This is a genomic window from Histidinibacterium aquaticum, from assembly GCF_008710275.1.
In the GTDB taxonomy this organism is placed as follows: domain Bacteria; phylum Pseudomonadota; class Alphaproteobacteria; order Rhodobacterales; family Rhodobacteraceae; genus Oceanicola; species Oceanicola aquaticus.
The window spans coordinates 473,182-498,563 of record NZ_VYQE01000004.1 but is presented as its reverse complement, the minus strand read 5'-3'; the positions used below and the strand labels follow the sequence as shown (position 1 = coordinate 498,563).

The window sequence follows — 25,382 nt, the reverse complement described above, 5'->3', positions numbered from 1 at the left end:
TTCTAAGACCGGTAACTGGGGCGCCCTTCGGGGCGCCCTTTTTCATGGGCGGGTCAGCCCATCAGCCCCCGGCGCACGAGGTTGAGCCCGGCCACGAGAAGCACCGCCAGCGTGGCCTTGCGAAAGGTCTCCTGGTCGATCCGGTCCTGGATGCGGAAGCCCACCCACATGCCGAGGGTCGCCGGGATCAGGAGAAGGGCGGAGAACCAGACGGTGCGCCCGTTCAGGACTCCGGACTGCAGGTGCCCCAGCAGGAGCATCACCGAGCCCAGACCGTAGATCACGCCCTGCACCACGATCTGCCGCGCTTTCGGCGTATCGAGCGCCACGAGGTAGAGTACGGTCGTCGGGCCCCAGGTCCCCGCCAGGCCGCCCAGCGTGCCGGAGAGAAAACCCGCCACCAGTGAGGCCGTCCGCCGCCATTGCGGCGCGATGACGATGCGCAGCCCCGCAAGCTGGATCGCGCAGAGCACCGTCACGGGGATGCCGAGCACCAGGAACATGACGTCCGAGGGGATGACCGTGATGAACTGGGCCGAGATCAGGATCATCACGCAGACGATCACGATGTAGACCGCGAAGTCCTTGATCGCCGTCCAGGCGTCCCCCAGCCCCGCCCTCAGCACCTGCAGCAGGTTCGACAGGACGATGGGCAGGATGATCCCGGCCACGACGAGCTTCGGATCGAGCAGGATGCCCATGCCGGAGATCATGATGAGCGGCATGGCGAAGCCGACCGCACCCTTCACGATCCCGGAGACGAGGGTCACCGCGCAGGCGAAGAGGAGGAGGTCGGGTGAGAGCAGCGAGGTTAGAGCGTTCATTCCCGCCCTTTACCCCGCGGCGTGACTGGCCGCATCGGAAATCGCGAGGGTCACTTTAGGTCCTTTCAACGCATCTCCGTGAATTATTATTGCGCTGCGACTGCAAAGGTCCTATCTCCTCGGCAGGATCAAGGGAGACCTCCATGCCCCATGACGGTGCCTCGCAACCGCCCGACGCCGCGCTCCTCGACAGCCTGACCGCCCTGACGGCGGAGGCGCTTCCATCGGTAGAGGCACTGCTCGCCGAGGCGATCCAATCGGTCCGAGGCAAGGTCGTCTCCGAAGGCCGCATCGCGCCGGAGCGGCTGGAGCTGCATCAGGATGCCGCCCATGCCCTCGCCTGGCTCGCCACCTACACCGAGGCGCTGCGCCGGATGCAGGCCTGGGCCGAACGGATGGAGCAGGAAGGGACCTTCGGCGAGGTCGAGGCGCTGCTGCACCAGATCGCCTTCGGAGAGTATCTCGCCCAGGTGTACGGCGGTATCCCCATGAGCCAGGGGGAGATCGCGCGGCCCGCGGACCTCCGGCTCGACGCCTCACCCTCTGCCGCCGCGGACCGCCTGATCCGCGAGGGCAACACGCCCGCCGCCCGCGCACGTCTCGTCGAGCTGATGCGCGAACGCCGGGCGGAGATCACCGTCGGCCGCACCGGGCTCGACGACGAGCTCGAGATGATCCGGGAGCAATTCCGCCGCTACGCCGTAGAAAGGATCGAGACCCGCGCCCACGACTGGCACCTGAAGGACGAGCTGATCCCGATGGAGACCGTCGCCGAACTTGCCGACCTCGGGGTCTTCGGCCTCACGATCCCCGAGGAGCACGGCGGTCTCGGGCTCTCGAAGGCCTCGATGTGCGTCGTCTCGGAGGAACTCTCGCGCGGCTACATCGGCGTGGGCTCCCTCGGCACCCGGTCCGAGATCGCGGCGGAGCTGATCCTCGGCGGCGGGACTGAGGCGCAGAAGGCCCGCTGGCTGCCCGCCATCGCGAGCGGAGAGGTCCTGCCCACGGCGGTCTTCACCGAGCCCGACACCGGATCGGACCTCGGCGCGCTGCGGACACGCGCCCGGCGCGACGGCGACGACTGGCGCATCACCGGCGCCAAGACCTGGATCACACACGCCGCACGGGCCGGTCTCATGACGGTGCTCGCCCGCAGCGTGGAGGGGACCGACGACTATCGCGGCCTCTCGATGTTCCTCGCGGAGAAGACCCCCGGCACCGACGAGACGCCCTTTCCCGACGAGGGTCTCTCTGGCGGCGAGATCGAGGTGCTCGGCTATCGCGGCATGAAGGAATACACGCTCGGCTTCGACGACTTCCGCGTCTCGGGCGAAAACCTCCTCGGCGAGGCCGAGGGGCAAGGCTTCAAGCAGCTCATGCGGACCTTCGAGAGCGCCCGCATCCAGACCGCCGCCCGGGCCATCGGTGTCGCTCAGTCGGCGCTCGACACCGCAATGAGCTATGCAGAGGACCGGCGCCAGTTCGGGAAGCCGCTGATCGCCTTCCCGCGCGTCGCCGGGAAGCTCGCCATGATGGCGGTGGAGATCATGGTCGCCCGCCAGCTCACCTACCACTCCGCCCGTCGCAAGGACGCCGGCGACCGCTGCGACCTGGAGGCCGGCATGGCCAAGCTGCTGGGCGCGCGCGTGGCCTGGGCGGCGGCGGACAACGGCTTGCAGATCCACGGCGGCAACGGCTTCGCCCTGGAGTACCGGGCGAGCCGTCTGCTCTGCGATGCCCGGATTCTCAACATCTTCGAGGGAGCGGCGGAAATTCAGGCACAGGTGATCGCGCGGCGGCTTCTGGACTAGGCGATCCCGTCGAAAGACAGTGGCGGGGGGCGGCTCCCCCTGTCATCGTCGGCGCATGACCCGGCTGCTTCCTCTGATCGTCCTCCTCCTTCTGTCTGCCTGCGGCCGGGGCGGCCCCGTCCCGCCAAGGGAGAGTTGGGCGCTGGTCAGCATCGGCGGCGTGCCCTACCCCGCCCCCGCGACGCTGGGTCTCGGAACCGACCGCTATGCCGGGCGCGGGCCCTGCAACGCCTACTCTGGGCAGCTCGCGCGGGAGGTCGCGCGTCTCGCCTTCGGGGTCCCGGAAACCGGAGAGGCCGCCTGCCCGGCACTTGCCGCGGAACGCACCTACCTCGCCTACCTCACGGACGTCCGTGCCCAGGACGTGACCGAGGGCGGCAGCACGCTCATCCTGACGACGGGTTCGGGCGTCGAGCTCCGCTTCCGGCCGCTGACCTCCGGCGTCTGAAGAGCGCACAATCCCGGGTTGACCGAGCCTCGGGCGCGCCCACATCAGGCGGAGGCCCTTTTTCAGCGGAGAATTTCGCATGACCCAGACCGTTCTGCTCACCGGGATCTCCGGATTCATCGCCAAGCGCATCGCCCGCGACCTGCTGGACAAGGGCTACCGCGTGCGCGGCACGATCCGCACCGCCCGCAAGGCCGACGAGGTCCGCAAGGCGCTCGGCCCGAACGGGCTGGACCGGCTGGAATTCGCGACGCTGGACCTCACCCGCGATGCCGGCTGGGCGGACGCGATGGAGGGAGTCGACGCCCTGCTGCATACTGCGTCGCCCTTCCCGATGACCCAGCCGAAGGACGAGATGGAGACGATCCGCCCGGCGGTCGAGGGCACCCAGCGCGCGTTGAAGGCGGCCCTCGAGGCAGGGGTGCACCGCGTGGTGCTGACCTCCTCCATGGTCTCGATCATGCACGTCGACCGGCCGCCGAACCACGACTTCGGGCCCGAGGACTGGACCGACACCGACCATCCGACCGCCTCGCCCTACGTGAAGTCCAAGACGCTCGCGGAGAAGGCCGCATGGGACTTCGTGAAGGAGCATCCGGAGATCAAACTCACCACGATCCACCCGGGCCTGGTGACCGGCCAGCCGATGGACCGCCACTACGGCACCTCGCTGCAGCTGGTCGAACGCGTTCTCTCCGGACGCGACCCGATGCAGCCCGACATCTCCCTGCCGGTGGTGGACATTGAGGACGTGAGCGCCCTTCACATCGCGGCGCTGGAGCAGGAAGGAACCGTGGGGCAGCGGATCATCGCGGCGGACGACGTCCGCCGCCTGCCGCAAATCGCCGAGCTCCTCGCGCGACACTTCCCCGACCGCAAGATCGCGACCCGGACCGCGCCGAAGTTCCTGCTTCGGGCCATCGCGCTCGTGGACGGCGCGCTGAAGGGGATCCTGCCCCAGGTCGGCCGGCACGTCGCGATCGACAACTCCGCCTCGATCCCGGTGCTTGGCCGGCCATTCATCAGCTCGGAAGAGGCGCTTCTCCGCAGCGCGCGGTTCATCGACCGGCTCTCCGACGAAGAAGGGCAGAAGTCGGCCGCCTGAAGCGGCCGGCCCTCAGGTCTCCAGCCGCCGGGAGAGCGCCGCGACGAGACGCGCCCTGGCGGGCGGCAGGGGCCGGTCTCCCAGCGAGGGGGCGACCCAGCTCTCGAGAAAATGCCCCGTGGTCGCCAGCCCCGCGACGATCTCCTCGTCCGGCGCGGGACCTTCTCCCCGGAGAGCCGGAGGCAGGGGCAGGAGCCTGTCGGCCCATTCCCCCGCGCCCGCACGGCTGACGGCTCGTCCGGTCCGGGGCGAGACGAAGGCCAGGTCCTCCTCCGCACCGGTGACCGCGCAGCGGGAAAGGTCGAGCGCGAAGCCCAGTTCCTCCAGCAGCTCGAGCTCCCATCGCAGGTAGGCCAGCGGCCAGGCCTCTGTCCGGCCCAGAAGGTCGAGCAGGGTGACGGAGCTTTGGTAGAGCGAGGGATGCACCTCCCGCTCCGGCAGGGTGAAGGCCAGAAGGCCGCAGACGGCGTTGAGCCCGGCGAGCGCCAGCCGGTCGCCCATGACGAGCGCCGCGCGGGAGCGGAGTGGCTCCACCTTGTAGGTGCCGAGGTGATCCTCGAGCCGCGCGGTCCAGGTCGCCTCGACCTGCGCACCAGGCTGCAGGACCGCCGAGAGCTTGGAGGACACCCCTCCGCGCACAAGGCCCGCGTGCCGGCCATGCGCCTCGGTGAAGACCTCGACGATGACGGAGGTCTCGCCGTGGGGCCGCCGCAGGAGCAGGACGCCGGTGTCACGCCACTCCATGACGGCCTCCCGGGCTGGGGCGTCGCCCGGCAAACACAACGCCCGGAGCAGGATCTGAAACCGAGGTGTCCCCGGGACGCGGGTGCGCTAGGTGACCGGCGACCCGTCGACCCGAGGCCCCATGAGACAGACCGACGCCGACCGCGCCCTCTCCGCCCTGATCGCCCTCCTGGCGCTCGGGGCCGTGGCCCTGCGGATTCCCCTGACGATGACCGAGGACGACCTCGGTCTCTGGGCCGCGATCTGGGACCTCGTCTATTTCTTCACGATCCTGACCAATGCCGCCATCGGCGCGCTCTTCGCCACGACCGCGCTTCGCGGCCGGGCCGCCTCGGCGCCGGTGCATGCCGGCCTCACCGTCGCGATCATCGTGACGGGCGGGGTCTACCACGTCCTGCTGCGGGACCTCGGGGAGTACGAGGGCCTCTCCCTGGTCACGGACTGGCTGCTGCACACCGTTGTTCCGGCGCTGGCGGCGCTCCACTGGCTGGTCTTCGCGCCCAAGGACGGCCTGCGGGCCGGGACGCTCCTGCCCTGGCTGGCCTATCCGATGGCCTATGCCGCCTATGTGCTGATCCGTGCGCCGCATACCGGATGGTATCCCTATCCGTTTCTCGACGTCACCGAGCAGGGCTGGGGCCTGACCCTGGCCTGGATCGGCGGGATCGGCCTGCTCTTCGCGCTCCTCGGTGCGGCGCTGCTCGGCATCGCGCGGCTCCGGGCCTAGTCCTGCAAGGAGGGGTCGTCGAGCAGGTGGCGGCCCATCCGATCCTCGACCTCGACCACCCAGAGATCGGGATCGCGCGAGCGGGAGCGGGCCAGCAGCCCGTCGATCTCCTCCTCCGATCCCTCGGCCACCTTCTCCCAGCGGCGTCCCCCGGTGGAGAGATCGAGCACCCGCTCGTGGCAGGCCGCGCGCCCGTCCATCGTCGCGCATTTGACCATGACCGCCCCGGCAGTGGTGTCGCCGCGCGCCGCGATGTAGACCGCGATGCCCTCCATCTGCAGGCGCTGAAGGTAGGCCGACACCCAGAGACCGGAGGCCAGCCGCGCCGTCACGTGGCGTCCCGGATGTCGAGTCCCATCTCGGCATAGCGTTCGGCCTCTTCCAGCCACGAAGGCCGGACCTTCACCTGCAGAAAGAGATGCACCTTGCGGCCGAGAAACTCCTCGAGCTCCTCCCGCGCGGCCTTGGAGACGGCCTTCACCGTCTCGCCCCGGTGGCCGAGGACGATCCCCTTGTGTCCCTCGCGCGCGACGTAGACGATCTGGTCGATCCGGGCCGAGCCGTCCTTGCGCTCTTCCCAGGACTCGGTCTCCACGGTGAGCTGGTAGGGCAGCTCTTGGTGGAGCCGGAGGGTCAGCTTCTCGCGCGTGACCTCGGCCGCGATCATCCGCATCGGCAGATCGGCGATCTGGTCCTCGGGGTAGAGCCAGGGCCCCTCGGGCAGGCTCTCGCCCAGCCAGCGCTTGAGATCGTCGGTCCCGCGGCCCTTCTCGGCGGAGATCATGAAGGTCTCGGCGAAGGGTCGGCGGTCGTTCATCTCCTTGGCGAGGGCGAGCAGGCTCTCGGCCTTCACCCGGTCGATCTTGTTGATCGCCAGCGCGACCGGCGTCTCTGCCGGGAACTGGGCGAGCCGTTCGAGGATCTCCTCGACACCATCGGTGATGCCCCGGTGCGCCTCGATCAGCAGGACGACGATGTCGGCATCCGCCGCCCCGCTCCAGGCCGCCGCGACCATGGCCCGGTCGAGCCCGCGCTTCGGCTTGAAGAGCCCGGGCGTATCGACCAGCACGATCTGGGCATCGCCGTCGATGGCCACGCCCCGCAGCCGCGCCCGCGTGGTCTGCACCTTGTGCGTGACGATCGAGACCTTGGCCCCGACGAGCCGGTTGGTCAGCGTCGACTTGCCGGCGTTCGGCTCTCCGATCAGGGCGACGAAGCCCGCGCGTGTGGTCATCATGCGTTCCAATAGAGGACGCCCGGAAGGGCGTCGGGACACGATCTCTTAAAAGATTCCGGCGCCCTTCGCCAGTCGTCGCGCGGCGCCAGAGCGGAGACGTAGCGGGCAGTGTTTCTGCCCCCGCTGTGATGCCCAGCAAGCCGGGGAATCGTCCAAGGCCCGGCGCCCCAAATTCGGCATTCATCAGAAAGGACTCGGTCAATTCTCTTCTGCTGCCGTATACTCAGCATTAACCGTTATTCGCGGAGGACGAGTTGGAGATTCTGTTTATTCTCGGCGGGCTGTTCCTCGTCGTCATCGCGCGTATACCGCCGAAGGGACGGCGGCGTAGGCCACCGCCGAACCTTGCTACAGCCAGTCCGCGCCCGGCCCACCCCTCTCCGGCCAGAACTTGGCGCCCGACGCCGCAACCTCAGGTCGTCCAACCGACGTCGCACCCGCAGGTGATCAGAGGGCGCTGCCACGTCATCGATGGCGATACGATAGTGATCGGGCGGGAGCGTATCCGGCTATTCGGCATCGATGCACCCGAACTGGATCATCCCTATGGGAAGAAATCGAAATGGGCGATGATCCACCTCTGCCGTGGACAGGAAATCACGGCGACCGTGACCGGCGAACTGTCCTATGACCGGCACGTGGCGGTCTGCACGCTTCCGGACGGTCGGGACCTTTCCGAGGAGCTGGTGAAACAGGGGCTCGCGCTCGACTGGCCGGCCTTCTCCGGCGGGCGATACCGACAATTCGAGCCTGGCGGGGTGCGGAAACGACTCTGGCGAGCATCCACCCGTCAATGGGGCGCTCCGGGCTGGAATGACCTTCCTACGTCCCGCCCTGAAGCTCCGACAGCAGGCTCTGGGCCGCGGCGTGTTCCGCCTGGCGCTTCGAGCCCGCGCTCGCCCGGGCCGAGCGGTTCCCCGCGAGACGAACCTCGATGGTGAAGACGGGCTGGTGATCCGGGCCCTCGCGGGCGAGCTCGACGTAGACCGGCGGCGGTTCGCCGCGGCCCTGCGCCCATTCCTGCAGCGCGGTCTTGGCGTCTTGGCCCACGGCATCGGCCATGGCGATGCGGGTGCCCCAGAGCCGCAGGACGAGGGCGCGGGCGGCCTCGAACCCGGCATCGCGATAGACGGCCGCGATCACCGCCTCCATCGCGTCGGCGAGCAGCGCCTCCTTGCGGCGGCCGCCGGACTTCATCTCGGAACGTCCGAGCTTGAGGACGGTGCCGAGGTCGACCTCCCGGGCGACTTCGGCGCAGGTCTCCTTGCGGACAAGCGCGTTGAACCGGGGGGCCATCTGCCCCTCCGTCGCGGCGCTGTCGGCGTCGTAGAGCGCCTCGGCCATCACCAACCCGAGCACCCGGTCGCCCAGGAACTCCAGCCGTTGGTTGTCGCCACGGGTGGAGCTGCTCATCGAGGGATGCGTGAGCGCGCGGATCAGCAGCTCCGGCCGCTCGAAGTCGTGGCCCAGCCGGTCGCAGAAGGCGCGGAGGTCGTTCGAGAGCTTCACCACGGCGCGCTCCAGACCCGGTCCCAGCGCATTCCGGCGACCCAGGCAGGGAGGCCGCCGCGCCAGCTGTCGGAAGAGGCGATGATCCTCACCACGCGGCCCCGCAGGTCGGAGGCGGGCACGATGCGCGCCGAGAGGCGGGCCTGGCTGGCGAAGGCCGCGTCGAAAGGACGGTTGTCGCCGAGCAGAAGGACGTAGCCTTCGGGCACTTCGGCCACGAGCGAGGCCGGTCCGCCCGCGAAGGGGAGGATCTGGTGCGACGCGCCGCCGGGCAGCGTTTCGGTCACCGCGTCGCCGGACGAGGCGTAGCCGGCGGGCGTGTTGTTGATCGCCAGCCCCTCGTCCGTCTGCGTCACCCGTTCGCCCGGGAGCCCCACCACGCGCATCACCTGGTCGCGGGCGCCGGGCGTGTCGTGGATCACGACCTCGCCGCGCTCGGGCGCGCGGAAGAGCGTCAGCGCCGCGACGTAGTCGCCGCTCTGCAGCGCCGGGCTCATGGTCTCGTCTTCCACGAGATGGTCGGTCCAGAAGAACCGGCTGAGCAGGAACAGCGCCAGGAGGCAGGTCAGCGCGAGCCCGACCCGGCGGGCCACCTTCGTCTCGCGCCGGACCGGGCCGGTGTTGCGCGGCAGGGCCAGGAGGGCCAGCAGCATGAGCGCCGGCATGTAGGGAAGGATCGCCAGAAGCAGCCACCAGCCGCTGCGGCCGGCATCATGGAGCCGCCGGACGATGGTGCCGAAGAGCTGGACGAGCACCAGCGCGGAGAGGACGGAGTCGACCTGCGCGGGGCTGAGCCTCCCCCCGGTGGCGGAGGAGATCAGCGGCGAGGCGAAGACGATCGCGATCAGCGTGACGAGTGCGACGATGACCGGGCCGCGGCCTGCCGAGCCGTCCCAGTCGAACCCTCCGACGAAGAACCCCCGGAGCGCGCGCATCGGCCTAGTCGATCTTCTCGAAGAACCGGTCGCCCCGCCAGGTCCAGAAGTAGAGCATCGAGCGGCCTGCGGAGGAGAACATCACGCGGTCGGCGCGGCCCACGAGATCCTCGTAGGGCACGAAGCCGACGCCGCCGGTGGTCTGGCTCTCGCGGCTGTCCCGCGAGTTGTCGCGGTTGTCGCCCATGAAGAAGTAGTAGCCTTCCGGGACGGTGTAGGTGCCGGTGGTGTCGAAGTTCTGGCGTCCGATATCGAGGACCGAGTGGCTCACCCCGTTGGGCAGCGTCTCCACGAACTTGCGCTTCTCGCAGTCGGCGCCCAAGCCCACGGCGCCGTTGGAGCAGCGCGGGCGGAGGCCCTGGGGCCCCTGGGGCTCGAACTCCTCGACGAACAGCCCGTCGGGCTCAAGCCCGACCGGCTCGTCGTTGATGATGAGGCGGCCTTCCTCCATCCGGATCTGGTCGCCCGGAAGCCCGATCAGCCGCTTGATGAAGTCGCGCCCCGTAACGGGATGGCGGAAGACCACGACATCGCCCCGGTCGGGCTCGCCTCCGAAAAGCCGGTCGCCGCCCGCGTAGTCGGGCGCGTCACGGTCGCCCTGGAAGACACCGCAGAAATCGTCGGCCCCGATATCGATCCCCAGCGCGGGAATCCGGATCGAGGGACAGGAGGCATAGGAATACCCGTAGGCCATCTTGTTGACGAAGAGGAAGTCGCCGATCAGCAGCGTGTCTTTCATCGAGCCCGAAGGAATCCAGAACGGCTGGAAGAACAGGGTCCGGAAGATCCCCGCGATCAGGAGCGCATAGACAACGGTCTTGACGGTTTCCCAGATGCCCTGAAGCACCCCTTGGTTTTCGGCCATTCCGTATTCGTCCCTTCCTCGCGGTCCGGCGCTTCATGGGGGTCGGCCGGAGGCAAGTCAAGCCGACCGGCGGCCCGCCGCCCGGCCTAGAAATGCCGGGGAACGTAATCCGGCGCGTCCTGTTGGCGCAGGGAGGGGACGGCCCTCTTTTGGAGACTTTGAAATGGTTACGACTGTAGGAAACGAAACCGGCACCGCCGATCTGGTCCAGAACCTGCTCCGGCTGGAATATGATGCCATCGCCGCCTACGACGCCACGCTCGAGCGGCTCGACGACGACGGCGCGAAATCGGCCATCGCGGACTTCCGCGGCGACCACACCCGCCATGTGGACGAGCTGAAGTCCATCGCGACCCGCCACGGCATCGACGTGCCCAGCGAAAGCGACATGAAATCGCTTCTGACCACCGGCAAGGTCGCCATGGCCAATCTCGCCGGGGACAAGTCCGTGCTGAAAGCCATGAAGACCAACGAAGACGACACGGTGCAGGCCTACCGGCAGGCCGCGTCGAACTCCGAAGCCGACCCGGAGATGAAGCGTGTCTTCGAGGCGGCCCAGGCTGACGAGGAACGCCACCGCGCCTGGATGGAATCGCACTCCCACTAAGGAGTGCAGGCGGAAGGCGGTCAGCCTTCCGCCGTCTGGCCGCCCCCGAGGCGCATCGCCGCGCGCAGCGCGACCACCCCGAGAACCAACTTCAGCGCCGCCCCGGCGACGAAGGCCGCGCCGGAGGATATCGCCCCGGCCAGCCATGCGCCCACGAAGGGCGCGGTCAGCAGGGCCAGCATGTTCGCCGCTTCCATGACCGAGCTGACGCGGGCGATGGCGCTCTCGTCGGTTTCGTTCTGGATCACCACCCTCGGCGGCACGAGCATCGCGGAACTCGTGATCCCGGCGAGAACGAAGACACCCAGCAGCACCGCGAGATCGATCCCGCGCCCCGTGAGTTCCGCCAGCGCCGGCGCCATCAGCAGTAGTCCCGACCCGATCGCCCCGAAGGCGATGAGCCGGAAGGGCTGCGCCGTCAGCCGCGTCATCAGCAACGCGCCGAGCACGCCGCCTCCGCCCACCGCAGCCATGGTCCAGCCCATCACGACCTCGTCGAAGCCGATGTCCCTCAGGAGCGGAGCGATGAGCGTGTCGTAGAGGAAGATCGAGAAGAATCCCGCCGCCGTCAGCCCCAGCGCCAGCCGCAGCGGCACGGACCGCCCGACGATCCGCAGCCCCTCCGCCACGTCGCGCGCGATGCCGAGCGTAGCGTCGCCCTTCGGAGCCTTCCTTTCCAGCCCCGGCAACGCCAGCAAGGGCGGCACGGCCAGAAGCGACACCGCGGCCGTCACCCAGAACACGGCCCCCGGCTCGAGCACCGCCAGCAGCGCGCCGCCGGCCGCCGGGGCGGCGATCTTGCTCGTCTGATTGATCGCGTAGCTGATCCCGTTCGCCCCCATCCGGTCCTCACGCCTGACGAGACCCTGGAGCGCGGCCTGCTTGGCCGGGGAGAAGAAGCTGTCGACCGATTGCCCGACCGCCAGCAGTACGAGCAGCGTCACCCAGTCCTGCGCCAGCGTCATCGCCGCGAAGACGAGAGCGCGGGCGAGGTTGCTCCCGACGAGGACCGCCTTCAGCGGCAACCGGTCCACCAGCGCCCCGGCCACGAGCCCGACGGTCAGGTAGGGCGCGCCGAGCGCCACGGCGAACCAGGCGAAGGCCACCGTGGGCGCCTGCCACTCGAAGGCCAGCAGCGTCGTCATCGCGACATAGGCCAGCCAGTCGGCCGCGTCCGACGGGATCTGGCCCGCGATCAGCCGTCCGAAGCCGCGGTTGCGGCGCAGCACTTCCAGCCTCACCGGATCACTCCGGCAGCGCTTCGATGACCACGAAGGCCTGTGCCCAGGGATGATCGTCCGTCAACGTGACGTGGATGATGGCGCGGTGTCCCGACGGCGTCATCTCCGCCAGCCGATCCGCCGCCCAGCCGGTCACCTCCATGACCGGCTGACCGGTCCGCAGGTTGCTCACCGCCATGTCCTTCCAGGCGATCCCCATCCGCAGTCCCGTCCCGAGGGCCTTGGAGCAGGCCTCCTTCGCCGCCCAGCGCTTGGCGTAGGTGCCCGCGACGTCGGCCCGGCGCTCGGCCTTGGCCTGCTCGATGTCGGTGAAGACGCGGTTCCGGAACCGGTCGCCGAACCGGGCGAGGGTCCGTTCGATCCGGTCGATGTTGGCGAGGTCGGTGCCGATGCCGAGGATCACGGCGCACGGGTCTCCGGGGAGGCGGAACATGCGGCACGGCGCAGGGGGCGGGCAAGGCGCATCATGCCGTCAACAAAGCCGCTCGACGCTTCCGGAGCAAGGGGGCCGGATCAGCGCCGTCGCTCGATCAGCCGCAGTTCATTGCGCACGCCCATGGCGAGGAACAACCGGTTCACGACGAGCACCGCGACGATGAGAAGCGCAGCAAGCCCCGCCATGGCCCCCAAGTTGCCCTCCGTGGCGAAAGCCACGGCGCCGGTCGCCAGGACGAGTGCCACGAAGCCCAGGTTCACCGCCACGACCACGATCGTCATGAGCAGGGCCGCCCGCCAGGCGGCGGAGCCGGAGAGCGGGGCCTCCGTCTCGCGCGTCATGCGCCCGCCCTCGGCCAGGGCTGCGATCATCGGGGGGACGATCGCCGCAGCTCCCGCCGGCACCGCGAATGGCAGGAAGGAGGACAGCAGCGCGTCGATGACCACGACGCCGAGCAGCACGAGGATGTAGATGCCCGCGTACCGCGCGAGATTGACGCCGCCGGTCATCGGGCCGCCTCCATGAGCCGCCGCATCTCGGCGATGGCCGGGCCGAGGCCCAGGAAGATCGCCTCGCCGATCAGGAAATGACCGATGTTGAGTTCGCGCACCTCGGGCAGTGCCGCGATGGGCCCGACCGTGTCGTAGGTCAGCCCGTGGCCCGCGTGGACCTCCAGCCCGAGGGAATGAGCGAATTGCGCCATCTCCCGCAGCCGCTCCAGCTCGGCGTCCCGCTCGTCGAACCGGCCCTCGGCATGCAGGTCGCAATAGGCGCCGGTATGCAGCTCGACCACAGCCGCCCCGATCCGGGCGGCTGCCTCGATCTGGGGCCGGTCGGCGGCGATGAAGATCGACACCCGGGAGCCCGCCTCCGCGAGGGGCGCGATGAAATGCGCGAGCCGGTTCTCGTCCCGTGCGACCTCGAGCCCGCCCTCGGTTGTCCGCTCCTCGCGCTTTTCCGGCACGATGCACACCGCGTGGGGCCGATGCCGCAGGGCGATGGCCTGCATCTCCTCGGTCGCGGCCATCTCGAAATTGAGCGGCAGGGTCAGCTCGGCCGAGAGCCGCTCGATGTCATCGTCGGAGATATGCCTGCGGTCTTCCCGCAGGTGGGCCGTGATTCCGTCAGCCCCAGCCTCCTCGGCCAGCTTCGCCGCGCGGACGGGATCCGGATAGGCCGACCCGCGCGCGTTGCGTACCGTGGCGACGTGATCGATGTTCACGCCAAGTCTGAGGCTCTCCATACCGCTCTCCCGCTGCTGCGGCGGGACGATATCCTCCCGCCCCGCGAATGCAATCGCCTCAGCCGCCCGGCGCGCGCAGCTTGTCGAGCTTCGCCCGCAGCATCTTCTTGCGGCGGTTCTGGTAGGCGCGAACCACTGGCAGGGCGAGGTAGTAGATCAGGCTCGCGGCGATGAGACCGGGCACGATCCCCCCGACCGTGTAGGGCCAGAAGACCTCTTCCCAGAACCGCCCCAGCCGCGCCCATTCTGCGGTCTCGTGCGTGAAGATCGCCATGAAATTGTGCCAGAGATCCTCTGACGCGCCGCCGAACTTCTGGAAGATGTTCTCGTCGAAGCCCTGCTCCGGCCGGGTGCCGAGCAGGAAGTAGCCGGTGTTCAGCGAGACGATCCCGATGGGGACGTAGGTCAGCGGATTGCCGAAGAAGGTCGCCAGCAGCGCGGCGATCATGTTGCCCCGGAGAACGTAGGCCAGGAAGGCCGACATCAGGAAGTGCAGACCGTAGAAGGGCGACCACGTCACGAAGACCCCGGCCCAGATGCCGCGGCAGATCTTCTCTGGCGTGTCGGGAAGGCGGTTCAGCCGGTGCTTGACGTACTGCGCCGCCCGGCCCCAGCCGCCCTTGGGCCAGAGGGAGCGGAGCACGACTTTCCAGACCGGCCGCCTTTCCCGGCGCTTGAATACCACCCTTCGACCCCGCTCGTCCGCGCGCCTAGATCGCCTCGGCCTGCTTCGGGTCGCGGTGACGCTCGATGAAGGCGACATTGCTGTCGGCCTCGAGCGCAGTCATCACCCGGTGCAGGTGCTCGGCGTCCCGCAAATCCGCATCGACCAGGAGCCTGTAGTAGTCGGGTTTCCGGTCGATGAACTCCAGGTTGGAGATATTGGCGGACTGCTCCCCGATCAACGTGCAAATCCGCCCCAGGACGCCGGCATCGTTCGTGATCGCCAGATCGAGCGTGACAGTGTTGGTCGGCGGGTGCGTGCCCTCCTGCCAGTGTAGGTCGACCCAGCGATCAAGCTCGTCCTCGTATTTCGCCAGCACCTCGCAATCGATGGCATGGACGACCACGCCCTTGCCGCGCGACGTGATGCCGACGATCCGCTCTCCGGGCACGGGCTGGCAGCACCGTGCGCGGATGTAGTGGCGTCCCGGCTCGAGCCCGACGACCGCACGGCCCTCCTCGACCTCCTCGACTCGGCCCTTCTGGGCCAGGTCCGGGTAGAGCGCGCCCACGACCTCGCGAGAGGTGATCTCGGCCGAGCCGAGCCCCTCCAGCAGGTCGTCCACGCTGTCGATCGCCAGCGCCTTGGCGGCCGTGCGCAGGGCCTTGTCGGTCGACTTCTTGCCGACGTTCTCGAAAGCGACCCGGGCGAGCTCGGCGCCCAGCTTGATGAACCGCTCGCGGTCCTCTTCGCGCAGGCTGCGGCGGATCGCGGTCTTGGCCCGCCCGGTGACGGCGATATCCACCCAGGTGGCCTGCGGTGACTGGCCCTCGGCGGTGATGACCTCGACCGACTGGCCGTTCTTCAGCCGGGTCCAGAGGGGCACGCGCAGCCCGTCGACCTTGGCGCCGACCGTCGCATGTCCGATGCGGGTGTGGATGGCATAGGCGAAATCGATCGGCGTCGCCCCGCGCGGCAGCTTCACCACGTCCCCCTTGGGCGTGAAGCAGAACACCTGGTCGGTGTACATCTCCAGCTTGACCATATCGAGGAACTCGTCGTGGCCGTGCCCCTCGTCGATCTGCTGGGTGATGGTGGTGATCCAACGCGCCGGGTCGACGGCAAAGGGGTTCTCCACCCGCTCGCCGTCCCGGTAGGACCAGTGCGCCGCGACGCCGGTCTCCGCGACCTCGTGCATCTGGCGGGTGCGGATCTGCACCTCCACCCGCTTACCGTCACGGCCAGAAACCGTGGTGTGGATCGACCGGTAGCCGTTCGACTTCGGCTGGCTGATGTAGTCCTTGAACCGCCCCGGCACCGCCCGCCAGCGCCGGTGGATCGCGCCGAGGACCTTGTAGCAGTCCTCTTCGCTGTCGGTGATGATCCGGAATCCGTAGATGTCCGACAGCCGGGAGAAGCCCTGCTCCTTGGCCTGCATCTTGCGCCAGATCGAGTAGGGCTTCTTGGCACGGCCGTAGACCTCGGCGGTGATGCCGGCCTTCTGCATCTCCAGCTTCATGTCGGCGGTGATCTTCTCGACCACGTCGCCGGTCTCCTTCTGGAGCGTGACGAAGCGCCGGATGATCGATTCCCGGCCCGCGGGGTTGAGGACGCGGAAGGCCAGGTCCTCCAGTTCCTCGCGCATCCACTGCATACCCATCCGGCCGGCCAGCGGCGCATAGATGTCCATGGTCTCCCGCGCCTTCTGGGCCTGCTTCTCGGGCTGCATCGACCGGATCGTGCGCATGTTGTGCAGCCGGTCGGCGAGCTTCACCAGCGTGACCCGAAGGTCCCGCGAGGTCGCCATGAAGAGCTTGCGGAAGTTCTCGGCCTGCTTCGTCTCGGTCGAGGAGAGCTGCAGGTTCGTCAGCTTGGTGACCCCGTCCACGAGATCGGCGATCTCGCGCCCGAAGAGCTCCGCCACCTTCTGGAAGCTCGCCTTCGTGTCCTCGATCGTGTCGTGCAGGAGGGCCGTGACGATGGTGGCGTCATCCATCTGCATCTCTGCGAGGATGACGGCCACCGCGACGGGATGTGTGAAATACGGCTCGCCCGAGCGCCTGAACTGGCCCTCGTGCATGTCCTCGCCGAAGGCGTAGGCACGGGCGATCAGATCGCCGTCGCTATGCGGATTGTAGGACCGGACCAGGTCGATCAGCGCGGCGCAGCCTCGCGTGAGCCCGGTCTTTTCCAGCATGGCGTCGTGCCTTCCGGCCCTAGCGCTGCCCCTGCGCCTCCATCAGCGCGCGCAGCAGTTTCTCTTCGGACATGTCGTCCTCTTCCGGCGCGTCCGTGGGCTCTGACTGGCCCATGAGCAGCGCCATCGCGTCGTCCTCGGGCTCGTCGACCTCGATCTGGGTCTGCTGCGCCTCGATCATCCGCTCGCGCAGACCGTCGGCCTGCTGCGTCTCTTCGGCGATCTCGCGGAGCGCCACGACGGGGTTCTTGTCGTTATCGCGGTCGACGGTCAGCGGAGCACCGGAGCTGATCTCGCGCGCACGATGGGCGGCGAGCATCACGAGCTCGAAACGGTTCGGAACCTTGTCAACGCAATCTTCGACGGTAACGCGGGCCATGAAGCCTCCAGGAATCTCTTGGGGGGAGCCGGAACCCGCCTCCTAACGCAGCCAAAAGGGATTGACAAGTCGATTCCACTCTGTTCCGCGGCCTAGAGCGGCGTCACCTCCCGCAGGGCCTCTTCGGGCAGGGCGTCCCGCATCTCCCGCACCGTCCGGCCGAGCAGCGGGTGCCGCCACTCCGGCGCCACCTCGGCGAGCGGCACGAGCACGAAGGCCCGGTCCTGCATCCTCGGGTGCGGCAGGATCAGTTCCCCCGGCGCCTCGCGCATCTGCCGGTCGAGGCCGAGCTCGCGCCAGCGGCGCTGCCCCTCGGGATCGGGCAGGACCCGGTCCTCCCAGGCGATCAGGTCCAGGTCGAGCGTCCGCGGCCCCCAGCGGACATCACGCACCCGCCCCGCTTCGGCCTCCGCCTCGTGGAGCGCCGCGAGAACGGCCTCGGGCGGCAATGTCGTCCGACATAGACAGGCCGCGTTCACGAAGTCCGGCCCAGACCCCACCGGAAAGGCGGGCGAGGCATAGAGCGCCGAGGCCTCCACCTCGGCGTCCAGTAGCTCGGAAATCGATTCCATAGCCGCCCGAACGACCCGTTCCGGCTCTCCGGGTCCGCCGGAATTGGCCCCCAGCGCAACCAGGGCGCGAAAGCGCGGCACATCATCGCTCACGTGACGGCAGTCCTTTTCCTATTCCGCCGGGGCAGATACCACGGCGGACGACGGTCTGTGTGGCCAGTGTGACAGCGTCGCGACCCTTTTTTAAAGGCCGCAAGTCGGTTGAAGGAGCCGACGCCCGCGCCACCGCCAGCCGCCTCGCGTCCAGAAGGACGCCTTGATTATGTCTTTTGACCATTTACCATGCCAGTCACTTCGCTGTTCCTCTGCCGTCGCACCAGTCGGATCGGGACAGTGTCGAGAAAGGAATTTCGATGTTCTACCGGGATGAGCGCCTGGCGCTCTTCATCGACGGCTCGAACCTCTACGCGGCCGCCAAGGCCTTGGGATTCGACATCGACTACAAGCTGCTGCGTCAGGAATTCATGCGCCGCGGCAAGCTCCTCCGCGCCTTCTACTACACCGCGCTCCTGGAGAACGACGAATATTCGCCGATTCGCCCTCTCGTCGACTGGCTGCATTACAACGGCTTCACCATGGTGACCAAGCCAGCCAAGGAATACACCGACAGCCAGGGCCGCCGGAAGGTGAAGGGCAACATGGACATCGAGCTGACCGTCGATGCCATGGAGACCGCCCGCCACGTCGACCATATCGTGCTCTTTTCCGGCGACGGCGACTTCCGCCCGCTGGTCGAAGCGCTCCAGCGCCGCGGCGTGCGCGTCTCGGTCTGCTCGACGATCCGCAGCCAGCCGCCGATGATCGCCGACGAGCTGCGCCGCCAGGCCGACAATTTCATCGAGCTCGACGAGCTGCGCGAAACGGTCGGCCGGCCGCCGCGCGAGCCCCGAGGCGACCGCGCGGCCGACGAGGAACAGTACGCCGGCGACTGAGCCGGCGACGGCGCCCGATGACCGCCGCCGCGCTCGTCACCCTCTTTCTCGCCGCCCTCGGCGCCGCCACGATCCTGCCTTTCCAGTCCGAGGTCGTCTTCACCGCCATGCAGCTCGGCGGCGACTATCCCGTCTGGCTGCTGGTCCTCGTCGCGAGCGTCGGCAACACCCTGGGCTCGGTCATCACCTACCTGATGGGGATCTGGATCGAGCGCTTCCGCGACCGCCGCTGGTTTCCATTCACCCCGGCCCAGATCGAACGCGCCCAGCGCTGGTACAATCGCTGGGGTCTCTGGTCGCTGCTGCTCACCTGGGCGCCCTTCGGCGACGCCATCGCCCTGGCCGCCGGCATCCTGCGAACCCCGTGGCCCGTCTTCCTTGTGCTGGTGACGATCGCCAAGACCGGTCGCTACATCCTGCTGGCACTCGCCACCGCGGGCCTCGTCGGCTGACCCCGCATGGACAGAGCCGCCCGAAACCCCTACCTCGGGGGGCGAAGGAGCCCGACATGATCCAGCCTCCCCTGACCCTCTACCTCGCCGCCCCCCGCGGCTTCTGCGCGGGCGTCGACCGGGCGATCAAGATCGTCGAGATGGCGCTGCAGAAATGGGGCGCCCCGGTCTACGTGCGTCACGAGATCGTGCACAACCGCTACGTCGTGGACGACCTGCGCGAGAAGGGCGCCGTCTTCGTCGAGGAGCTCGACGAGTGCCCCGACGACCGCCCGGTCATCTTCTCCGCGCATGGCGTGCCCAAGGCCGTCCCGGCCGAGGCCGCCAAGCGCGAGATGATCTACGTCGACGCCACCTGCCCGCTGGTCTCCAAGGTCCATATCGAGGCCGGGCGCCACGCCGATAACGGGCTGCAGATCGTGATGATCGGCCATGCCGGCCACCCCGAGACGGTGGGCACCATGGGCCAGCTGCCCGAGGGCGACGTGCTCCTGGTGGAGACGCCCGCGGACGTGGCGACCCTGGAGGTCCGCGACCCGGAAAAGCTCGCCTTCGTCACCCAAACGACGCTTTCGGTCGACGACACCATCGAGATCGTGGCCGCCCTGCGCGACCGCTTTCCCGCCATCGTCGGGCCGCACAAGGAAGACATCTGCTACGCCACCACCAACCGCCAGGAGGCGGTGAAGGCCATCGGCCCCAAGGCCGAGGCGCTGCTGGTGGTCGGCGCGCCCAACTCCTCCAACTCGCGCCGCCTGGTCGAGGTCGCCCGCCGCGCCGGCTGCCCCTACGCCCAGCTCGTGCAGCGCGCGGCGGACATCGACTGGCGCGCCCTCGAGGGGGTGCGCTCCATCGGCGTCACCGCCGGCGCCTCGGCGCCCGAGGTGCTCATCGACGAGGTCCTCGACGCCTTCCGCGCCCGCTACGACGTGACCGTCGAACCGGTGACCACCGCTGAGGAACACGTCGAGTTCAAGGTGCCGCGGGTCCTGCGCGAACCCGCCTGACCGCGGCTCTCGACAGCGGCGCCCCCGGGCGGCAGTCTGGCCGGGTCGCTTTCCGAGGGCCCGGCCCATGATCTCCACGCAGTTCCTCGTCACGGCGCTCGTCGTCGTCCTCGCTCCCGGCACCGGGGTGCTCTACACGTTGGCGATCGGCCTCGGGCGGGGGCGCCGCGCCGCCGCCTGGGCCGCGCTCGGCTGCACGCTGGGAATCCTGCCGCATCTCGCCGCGGCGATCCTCGGCCTCGCGGCGCTCCTGCACACCTCGGCCCTCGCCTTCACCATGCTGAAATGGGCCGGCGTCGCCTACCTGCTCTACCTCGCGAGCCAGGCCCTGCGGTCCGGGGGCGCCCTGGCGCTGGAAGAGGACCGGACCGCCGAGGAGGGCTGGCGCACCGCCCGCCGCGGCACGCTGATCAACGTGCTGAACCCCAAGCTCTCGATCTTCTTCCTCGCCCTTCTCCCGCCGTTCCTCTCCGGCGACCCCGCCACGGCCACCGCCGAGATGATCGGCCTCGGAGCCGTCTTCATGGCGCTCACCTTCGCCGTCTTCCTGCTCTATGGCGCCTTCGCCGCCCTCGCCCGAGACCGCCTCCTCGCGAGCCGCCGGGCGATGACCTGGCTCAACCGGACCTTCGCCGCGGCCTTCGCCGCCCTCGCGGGGCGCCTCGCCCTGGAACGCGCCTGACCCCCTCCTTCATCTAGCTCCAAATACCCTCGGGGGAGTCCTCGGCCCCTCCGCGGACGGGGGCGGAGCCCCCTGCGGGACGGCGGGCGGGGCGATGTCCCGGCCCCGGGCCGGGACGAGCGCCGGTCGGCGGCCCCCTTGCCCGCGCCCCCATTCCGCGTCACATCCCCACCATGACCAGACCGCCCCTCGCCCCGCTCCTCCTCGGCCTCGCCGGGCTGATCCCCTTCCTCTGGGGCGCGCTCACCACGCTGCGTCCCGAGCTCGGCATGGCCTCGGTCGAGCGCTTCGGATCCGGCGCCGCCCGCTTCGTCGGCCCCTATGTCCAGCTCGCCTACGGGCAGGTCATCCTCGCCTTCATGTCCGGCGTGCTCTGGGGCTTCGCCACGAAGACGACGGGCGCCCGCGCCGCCGCGGGATATGCGCTCTCGGTGCTGCCCGCGCTCTGGGCCTTCATCTTCACCGGTGGCGGACCGACCTCGGCGGCCACCTACCTCGCCGCCGGCTTCGCGGCGCTCCTGCTGCTCGACGCCCAGTTCGCCCGCTGGGGCCTGGCGCCGCCCTGGTGGATGACCCTGCGGACCGGACTGTCGGCCGTCGTCATCCTTTGCCTCCTGCCGGTGATGCTCTGATGACCGACGAGCGCACCCTCGCCTTCTACGCCGACGCCGCCACCCGCTACGCCGACAAGTTCGGCCGCGACGACGCGAGCCCCGAGCTCTCGGCCTTCATGGACCGCCTGCCGCCCGCCGCCCGTGTCCTCGACCTCGGCTGCGGTCCGGGCCGGGCCTCGGCGGCCATGGCCGTCGCGGGGCACCGCCCGGACCCGGTGGACGCGAGCCCCGAGATGGTCGGCATCGCCCGCGACACCCTCGGCCTGCCCGCCCGCCTCGGCACCTTCGACGACGACTACGGCGAAGAGAGCTACGACGGCGTCTGGGCGGCCTACAGCCTGCTCCATGCTCCGCGCGCCCACATCCCCGGCCACATCGCGCAACTCGCCCGCGCCCTGCGCCCGGGCGGCCCGCTCTACCTCGGCCTCAAGCTCGGCGAGGGCGAGGCGCGCGACTCCCTCGGCCGCCACTACGCCTACGTCACCGAGCCCGAGCTGACCGACTGGATCGCCGCCGCCGGCCTGACCCTCGCCGACTCCCGCACCACGACCCGGCGCGGCTGCGCGGGGACCGACGACCCCTGCATCGACCTGCTCGCGGTGAAGTCCGATGCCTGAGCTCTTCGCCTTCACCGACGGTGCCTGCTCCGGCAACCCCGGCCCGGGCGGCTGGGGCGCGCTCCTGCAGGCCAAGGAGGGCGACGCCGTACTCCGGGAGCGCGAGCTCAAGGGCGGAGAGGCCCGGACCACAAACAACCGGATGGAGCTCCTGGCCGCGATCAACGCGCTCGAGACCCTGACCAGCCCCTCGAAGATCACCGTCATCACCGACAGCGCCTACGTGAAGGGCGGCATCACCGAGTGGCTCGCCGGCTGGAAGCGCAAGGGCTGGAAGACCTCGACGAAGAAGCCCGTGAAGAACGAGGACCTCTGGCGCCGCCTCGACGAGGCCGCCGCCCGCCACCAGGTCCGCTGGGAATGGGTGAAGGGCCACGCCGGCCACCCCGAGAACGAACGCGCCGACGAACTCGCGCGGAAGGGGATGGCGCCGTTCAAGCGGTGATCCGTCGCTCCAGGAGTCGCTTCCCCCGGATTACGCCTCCACGGGCGCCACCGCTCGTTGGTAGAGATGCCAGGTCGTGTGGCCGAGGATCGGCAGGGTGAAGACGAGGCCGAGGAAGGCCGGGACCATCGACAGCAGCATCGTGACCGCGATGATCGCCGCCCAGCCGAGCATCACGGCCGGACTCTTCCTGACGACCCCGAAAGAGGTGATCATTGCGGTGATGAAGTCCATCTCCCGGTCGAGCAGCATCGGCATGGCGACCACCGTCGCCGAGAACAGGACCGCCGAGAGGAGCGCCCCGACCCCGGTGCCGATCAGGAGAAAGGTCCAGCCCTCCGGCGTGAAGAAGACGGTGTTCAGGAAACCGTCCAGGTCGGAGAAGGAGGAATCCTGCAGGACGATGACCAGCACGGTTCGGAACTGGTAGAACCAGACCCACAGGATGAAGAGCGTGACGAAGGCCATCCAGCCCATCTCGCGCTTCCGCTGATTGGCCATGACCGTGAGGATGTCCGACCAGCCGAAACTCTCGTTCCTCTGCAATCGGCGGGACATCTCGTAGAGTCCGGCGGCGGCGAAGGGCGCGATCAGGGGAAAGGCCACGAGCGCCGGAATGACGATCCAGAGCATGTCGAGCCACACAAGGCACCAGATCAGCAGGATTCCGAAGACCGCGTAGAACAGTCCGAAAAACCCGCTCATGAGGGGGCGGGACAGGAAGTCCGCGAACCCCGCCTTCAGCGATGCGGTGATGTCCTCGGCGGTCACCGCGTTGACCCTCGGCGGCGAGGGCTGCCGCGGGGCCAGATCCTCCTGCGGCGTGGACTCCGTGCTCTTGGATGTCATGACACACTCCTCCCAAAGCATGTCACCGTGCCGGTCCGCTCCCCCGGACCCGGCGGTGAACCAACCCGTCTTTCGGCGGCAACAGGTTCGCACCGGGCGCGGCTTTAGGCAAGCGGGAGAAAAGGTTAACGGAACTCGACTGTTTCCGGATTTCCTTTCCTATTCAAGGGTCTAGCACCCTGTCCAACCTTGGACACTTCTCAGGAGAGCTTTTCCGGAGCCGTCTGCCACCCCCTCAGTAGCTCCTCCTGCCCCATCGCCCGCCTTCCGGGCCGTTGCCCCTCCAGCAGCTCAACGGCGCCCTCGCCGCAGGCGATGCGGAGGCCGCCCAGGACCTCCCCCGGCTCTCCGGTCCCCTCCGCGAGCCGCGAGCGGAGCAGTTTCAGCCGCTCTCCCCCCGCCTCGCACCATGCGCCCGGGAAGGGCGAGAGCCCGCGGATCAGGCGGTCGACCTCCACCTCCGGACGGGTCCAGTCGACCCGCGCCTCGGCCTTGTCGATTTTCGTCGCATAGGTGACCCCGTCCTCCGGCTGCGGCTCTGGTACCAGGTCCTCGATATCCGCCAGCGCCCGCACGATGAGCGCCGCCCCCAGTTCCGCCAGCCGGTCGTGCAGGTCCCCGGTCGTGTCCTCCGCCCCGATCCCCGTCGCCTCGCGCAGCAGCACCGGCCCGGTGTCGAGCCCCGCCTCCATCTGCATGATGCAGACCCCGGTCTCCGCGTCTCCGGCCATCACCGCCCGGTGGATCGGCGCAGCCCCCCGCCAGCGCGGCAGCAGCGAGGCGTGGATGTTGAGACAGCCGTAGTGCGGCGCGTCGAGCACCGCCTGCGGCAGGATCAGACCATAGGCCGCGACCACCGCCGCATCGAGGTCGAGCGCGGCGAAGGCCGCCTGCTCCTCCGCTCCCTTGAGCGAAACCGGGTGGCGGACCTCCAGCCCCAATTCCTCCGCCGCCGCATGGACGGCAGTCGGACGAGGCGCCTTGCCCCGCCCTGCGGGCCTTGGCGGCTGGGTATAGACGCAGGCGATCTCGTGCCCCGCCCGCTCCAGCGCCTGCAGCGCGGGGACCGAGAAATCGGGCGTGCCCATGAAGGCGATGCGCATGGCTCTCTCCCTTGTTGCGGCCTCAGCGGCCAATCTTGGCCGCCCGTTTCAGCAGTCGCTCCCGCCTCAGCCGCGAGAGCCGGTCGATGTACATCCGGCCGTCGAGATGGTCGATCTGGTGCTGCACGCTGGTCGCCCAGAGCCCGACGAAGTCCTTCTCCTCCACCGCCCCCGCGACGTTCAGGAAGCGCACCGTGACGGCCCGGGGCCGCGAAATGACGGCGGAAACGCCGGGCAGGTTGGGAGAGGCCTCCTCATGCTCGCGGAACTCGACGGAGGCATGCAGGATCTCGGGGTTCGCGAGCCGCACCGCCTGTCCGCGGTCCGTACTCGCATCGACGACGGCGAGCCGCAGGCCGATACCGAGCTGGGGCGCGGCCAGGCCATAGCCAGGCATCGCCTCCATGGCCTCGACCATCTCGTCCCAGATCGCCCGTATCTCGTCGTCCACTTCCTCGACGGGCTTGGCCGACGTGCGCAGCGCCCTGTCGGGCCATTGGACGAACGAGCGGGGCACGGGCTCAGGCCCGCGCCTTCTCGCGCTTCATCTTGACCATCTTGCGGGTGATCATCTGCCGCTTAAGAGGCTTGAGGTAGTCGATGAAGAGCTTGCCGTTCAGGTGGTCGATCTCGTGCTGCACGCAGGTCGCCCAGAGCCCGTCGAAACGCTCGGACTGTTGCGCACCCTCAAGGTCGGTCCATGAAACCTCGACCTCCGCGGGGCGTTCCACCTCGGCATATTGTTCCGGGATGGAAAGGCAGCCCTCCTCGTAGGTGCCGAGTTCTTCGGAGCTCCAGGTCACCTCGGGATTGATCAGGACCATGGGGCGAGGCGGCAGGGTCTCGTCCTTGACGCAGTCCATCACAAGAAGCCGCTTCATCACGCCGACCTGCGGCGCGGCGAGGCCGATGCCGGGCGCATCGTACATGGTCTCGAGCATGTCCTCGGCAAGCGTGCGAACCTCGTCGGTGACCTCTGCCACGGGGTCTGCCACCGCCTTGAGCCGCGGGTCGGGGTGAATGAGGATCGTGCGCTTCGCCATGCGGCTCAGATAGGCGAAGCCGGACCGCCGCGCAACAAGGGGGCCCTTGCGCTCGGCGGATGGGAGAATAGCGTCCCGCGAAACGAAACAGGAG

The 25,382-nt window shown here is 68.9% G+C and carries 32 protein-coding genes; 13 read left to right on the top strand and 19 right to left on the bottom strand.

Annotation, left to right across the window (positions count from 1 at the left end; translation table 11 throughout):
* Positions 1-53: 53 nt before the first annotated feature.
* Positions 54-824, bottom strand: a complete 771-nt coding sequence (locus F3S47_RS15095; protein ID WP_150446106.1) for a sulfite exporter TauE/SafE family protein — start codon at positions 822-824, stop codon at positions 54-56.
* A 143-nt stretch (positions 825-967) separates the two neighbouring features.
* Between F3S47_RS15095 and F3S47_RS15090 the strand changes: the two genes are divergently transcribed.
* From F3S47_RS15090 to F3S47_RS15080, 3 genes are all read left to right on the top strand, one after another.
* A complete protein-coding gene (locus F3S47_RS15090) occupies positions 968-2,635 on the top strand; it encodes an acyl-CoA dehydrogenase family protein (protein WP_150446105.1) in 1,668 nt (555 codons plus the stop codon).
* A 55-nt stretch (positions 2,636-2,690) separates the two neighbouring features.
* Positions 2,691-3,083, top strand: a complete 393-nt coding sequence (locus F3S47_RS15085; protein ID WP_150446104.1) for an META domain-containing protein — start codon at positions 2,691-2,693, stop codon at positions 3,081-3,083.
* Between the two features lie 79 nt (positions 3,084-3,162).
* Positions 3,163-4,188 carry an NAD-dependent epimerase/dehydratase family protein gene (locus tag F3S47_RS15080; protein WP_150446103.1) on the top strand — a complete coding sequence of 342 codons (1,026 nt, stop codon included), beginning with the start codon at positions 3,163-3,165 and terminating at the stop codon, positions 4,186-4,188.
* A 12-nt stretch (positions 4,189-4,200) separates the two neighbouring features.
* On the opposite strand, the gene recO is transcribed toward F3S47_RS15080, so the two are convergent.
* A complete protein-coding gene (gene recO, locus F3S47_RS15075; RefSeq protein WP_150446102.1) occupies positions 4,201-4,932 on the bottom strand; it encodes a DNA repair protein RecO in 732 nt (243 codons plus the stop codon).
* A gap of 121 nt (positions 4,933-5,053) precedes the next feature.
* Between recO and F3S47_RS15070 the strand changes: the two genes are divergently transcribed.
* Complete coding sequence (locus F3S47_RS15070; RefSeq protein ID WP_150446101.1) at positions 5,054-5,659, top strand: Pr6Pr family membrane protein; 606 nt, start codon at positions 5,054-5,056, stop codon at positions 5,657-5,659.
* On the opposite strand, the gene F3S47_RS15065 is transcribed toward F3S47_RS15070, so the two are convergent.
* Complete coding sequence (locus F3S47_RS15065; protein WP_150446100.1) at positions 5,656-5,991, bottom strand: DUF1491 family protein; 336 nt, start codon at positions 5,989-5,991, stop codon at positions 5,656-5,658. The genes F3S47_RS15070 and F3S47_RS15065 overlap by 4 nt on opposite strands.
* Positions 5,988-6,893: a GTPase Era gene (gene era / locus F3S47_RS15060; protein WP_150446099.1), complete on the bottom strand. Its 906-nt coding sequence runs from the start codon at positions 6,891-6,893 to the stop codon at positions 5,988-5,990. The genes F3S47_RS15065 and era overlap by 4 nt, the downstream gene beginning before the upstream one ends.
* Positions 6,894-7,339: 446 nt before the next feature.
* Between era and F3S47_RS15055 the strand changes: the two genes are divergently transcribed.
* Positions 7,340-7,837, top strand: coding sequence for a thermonuclease family protein (locus tag F3S47_RS15055; RefSeq protein ID WP_317978264.1), 498 nt, complete (start codon positions 7,340-7,342; stop codon positions 7,835-7,837).
* On the opposite strand, the gene rnc is transcribed toward F3S47_RS15055, so the two are convergent.
* From rnc to lepB (F3S47_RS15040), 3 genes are read right to left on the bottom strand one after another with little or no spacing between them, the layout of a single operon-like run.
* Positions 7,719-8,405 carry a ribonuclease III gene (gene rnc, locus F3S47_RS15050; RefSeq protein WP_150446181.1) on the bottom strand — a complete coding sequence of 229 codons (687 nt, stop codon included), beginning with the start codon at positions 8,403-8,405 and terminating at the stop codon, positions 7,719-7,721. The two genes, F3S47_RS15055 and rnc, sit on opposite strands and share 119 nt — an antisense overlap.
* Complete coding sequence (gene lepB, locus F3S47_RS15045) at positions 8,402-9,340, bottom strand: signal peptidase I (protein WP_150446098.1); 939 nt, start codon at positions 9,338-9,340, stop codon at positions 8,402-8,404. Before lepB (F3S47_RS15045) ends, rnc begins: the two co-directional genes overlap by 4 nt.
* Before the next feature lie 4 nt (positions 9,341-9,344).
* Complete coding sequence (gene lepB, locus F3S47_RS15040; RefSeq protein ID WP_150446097.1) at positions 9,345-10,205, bottom strand: signal peptidase I; 861 nt, start codon at positions 10,203-10,205, stop codon at positions 9,345-9,347.
* Between the two features lie 163 nt (positions 10,206-10,368).
* On the opposite strand from lepB (F3S47_RS15040), the gene F3S47_RS15035 reads away from it, so the two are divergent.
* Complete coding sequence (locus tag F3S47_RS15035; RefSeq protein WP_150446096.1) at positions 10,369-10,812, top strand: DUF892 family protein; 444 nt, start codon at positions 10,369-10,371, stop codon at positions 10,810-10,812.
* Positions 10,813-10,832: 20 nt separating this feature from the next.
* Here the strand turns inward: F3S47_RS15035 and F3S47_RS15030 are convergent, their stop codons facing one another.
* The 8 genes from F3S47_RS15030 to folK all read right to left on the bottom strand — a co-directional run bounded on the left by F3S47_RS15030 (position 10,833) and on the right by folK (position 17,637).
* Positions 10,833-12,053 carry an MFS transporter gene (locus tag F3S47_RS15030; protein WP_191090208.1) on the bottom strand — a complete coding sequence of 407 codons (1,221 nt, stop codon included), beginning with the start codon at positions 12,051-12,053 and terminating at the stop codon, positions 10,833-10,835.
* Positions 12,054-12,057: 4 nt separating this feature from the next.
* A complete protein-coding gene (acpS, locus tag F3S47_RS15025; protein WP_150446094.1) occupies positions 12,058-12,456 on the bottom strand; it encodes a holo-ACP synthase in 399 nt (132 codons plus the stop codon).
* 110 nt (positions 12,457-12,566) lie between these two features.
* Positions 12,567-12,998 carry an ABZJ_00895 family protein gene (locus tag F3S47_RS15020; RefSeq protein ID WP_150446093.1) on the bottom strand — a complete coding sequence of 144 codons (432 nt, stop codon included), beginning with the start codon at positions 12,996-12,998 and terminating at the stop codon, positions 12,567-12,569.
* Positions 12,995-13,732 (bottom strand): pyridoxine 5'-phosphate synthase, encoded by a 738-nt coding sequence (locus F3S47_RS15015; RefSeq protein ID WP_150446092.1) that lies wholly within the window; start codon positions 13,730-13,732, stop codon positions 12,995-12,997. The genes F3S47_RS15020 and F3S47_RS15015 overlap by 4 nt, the downstream gene beginning before the upstream one ends.
* Positions 13,733-13,790: 58 nt before the next feature.
* Positions 13,791-14,375, bottom strand: coding sequence for a DUF2062 domain-containing protein (locus F3S47_RS15010; protein ID WP_317978262.1), 585 nt, complete (start codon positions 14,373-14,375; stop codon positions 13,791-13,793).
* Between the two features lie 67 nt (positions 14,376-14,442).
* A complete protein-coding gene (locus F3S47_RS15005; RefSeq protein WP_150446090.1) occupies positions 14,443-16,593 on the bottom strand; it encodes a RelA/SpoT family protein in 2,151 nt (716 codons plus the stop codon).
* A 19-nt stretch (positions 16,594-16,612) separates the two neighbouring features.
* Positions 16,613-16,972 carry a DNA-directed RNA polymerase subunit omega gene (gene rpoZ, locus F3S47_RS15000; RefSeq protein ID WP_150446089.1) on the bottom strand — a complete coding sequence of 120 codons (360 nt, stop codon included), beginning with the start codon at positions 16,970-16,972 and terminating at the stop codon, positions 16,613-16,615.
* Between the two features lie 92 nt (positions 16,973-17,064).
* Complete coding sequence (gene folK, locus F3S47_RS14995; protein ID WP_150446088.1) at positions 17,065-17,637, bottom strand: 2-amino-4-hydroxy-6-hydroxymethyldihydropteridine diphosphokinase; 573 nt, start codon at positions 17,635-17,637, stop codon at positions 17,065-17,067.
* 260 nt (positions 17,638-17,897) lie between these two features.
* On the opposite strand from folK, the gene F3S47_RS14990 reads away from it, so the two are divergent.
* The 7 genes from F3S47_RS14990 (at position 17,898) to rnhA (ending at position 22,293) form a co-directional block, all read left to right on the top strand.
* Positions 17,898-18,476 carry a LabA-like NYN domain-containing protein gene (locus F3S47_RS14990; RefSeq protein WP_150446087.1) on the top strand — a complete coding sequence of 193 codons (579 nt, stop codon included), beginning with the start codon at positions 17,898-17,900 and terminating at the stop codon, positions 18,474-18,476.
* 17 nt (positions 18,477-18,493) lie between these two features.
* Entirely contained in the window at positions 18,494-18,928 is a 435-nt protein-coding gene (locus F3S47_RS14985) for a YqaA family protein (RefSeq protein WP_150446086.1), read from the top strand.
* 56 nt (positions 18,929-18,984) lie between these two features.
* Entirely contained in the window at positions 18,985-19,935 is a 951-nt protein-coding gene (gene ispH, locus F3S47_RS14980; RefSeq protein WP_150446085.1) for a 4-hydroxy-3-methylbut-2-enyl diphosphate reductase, read from the top strand.
* Between the two features lie 67 nt (positions 19,936-20,002).
* Entirely contained in the window at positions 20,003-20,617 is a 615-nt protein-coding gene (locus F3S47_RS14975; protein ID WP_150446084.1) for a LysE family translocator, read from the top strand.
* Between the two features lie 173 nt (positions 20,618-20,790).
* Positions 20,791-21,249, top strand: coding sequence for a DUF3429 domain-containing protein (locus F3S47_RS14970; protein WP_150446083.1), 459 nt, complete (start codon positions 20,791-20,793; stop codon positions 21,247-21,249).
* Positions 21,249-21,848: a class I SAM-dependent methyltransferase gene (locus tag F3S47_RS14965; protein ID WP_150446082.1), complete on the top strand. Its 600-nt coding sequence runs from the start codon at positions 21,249-21,251 to the stop codon at positions 21,846-21,848. The genes F3S47_RS14970 and F3S47_RS14965 overlap by 1 nt, the downstream gene beginning before the upstream one ends.
* Complete coding sequence (rnhA, locus tag F3S47_RS14960) at positions 21,841-22,293, top strand: ribonuclease HI (RefSeq protein WP_150446081.1); 453 nt, start codon at positions 21,841-21,843, stop codon at positions 22,291-22,293. Before F3S47_RS14965 ends, rnhA begins: the two co-directional genes overlap by 8 nt.
* 30 nt (positions 22,294-22,323) lie before the next feature.
* Here rnhA and F3S47_RS14955 read toward each other — a convergent pair whose 3' ends face one another.
* The 4 genes from F3S47_RS14955 to def (F3S47_RS14940) form a co-directional block, all read right to left on the bottom strand.
* Positions 22,324-23,142: a DUF2189 domain-containing protein gene (locus F3S47_RS14955; RefSeq protein ID WP_150446080.1), complete on the bottom strand. Its 819-nt coding sequence runs from the start codon at positions 23,140-23,142 to the stop codon at positions 22,324-22,326.
* Between the two features lie 200 nt (positions 23,143-23,342).
* The gene (gene fmt / locus F3S47_RS14950) at positions 23,343-24,245 is read right to left on the bottom strand and encodes a methionyl-tRNA formyltransferase (RefSeq protein ID WP_150446079.1); all 903 of its coding nucleotides are present in this window, start codon (positions 24,243-24,245) and stop codon (positions 23,343-23,345) included.
* 22 nt (positions 24,246-24,267) lie between these two features.
* Complete coding sequence (gene def / locus F3S47_RS14945) at positions 24,268-24,762, bottom strand: peptide deformylase (protein ID WP_150446078.1); 495 nt, start codon at positions 24,760-24,762, stop codon at positions 24,268-24,270.
* A gap of 4 nt (positions 24,763-24,766) precedes the next feature.
* Entirely contained in the window at positions 24,767-25,288 is a 522-nt protein-coding gene (gene def, locus F3S47_RS14940; protein WP_150446077.1) for a peptide deformylase, read from the bottom strand.
* Between the last annotated feature and the right edge of the window lie 94 nt (positions 25,289-25,382).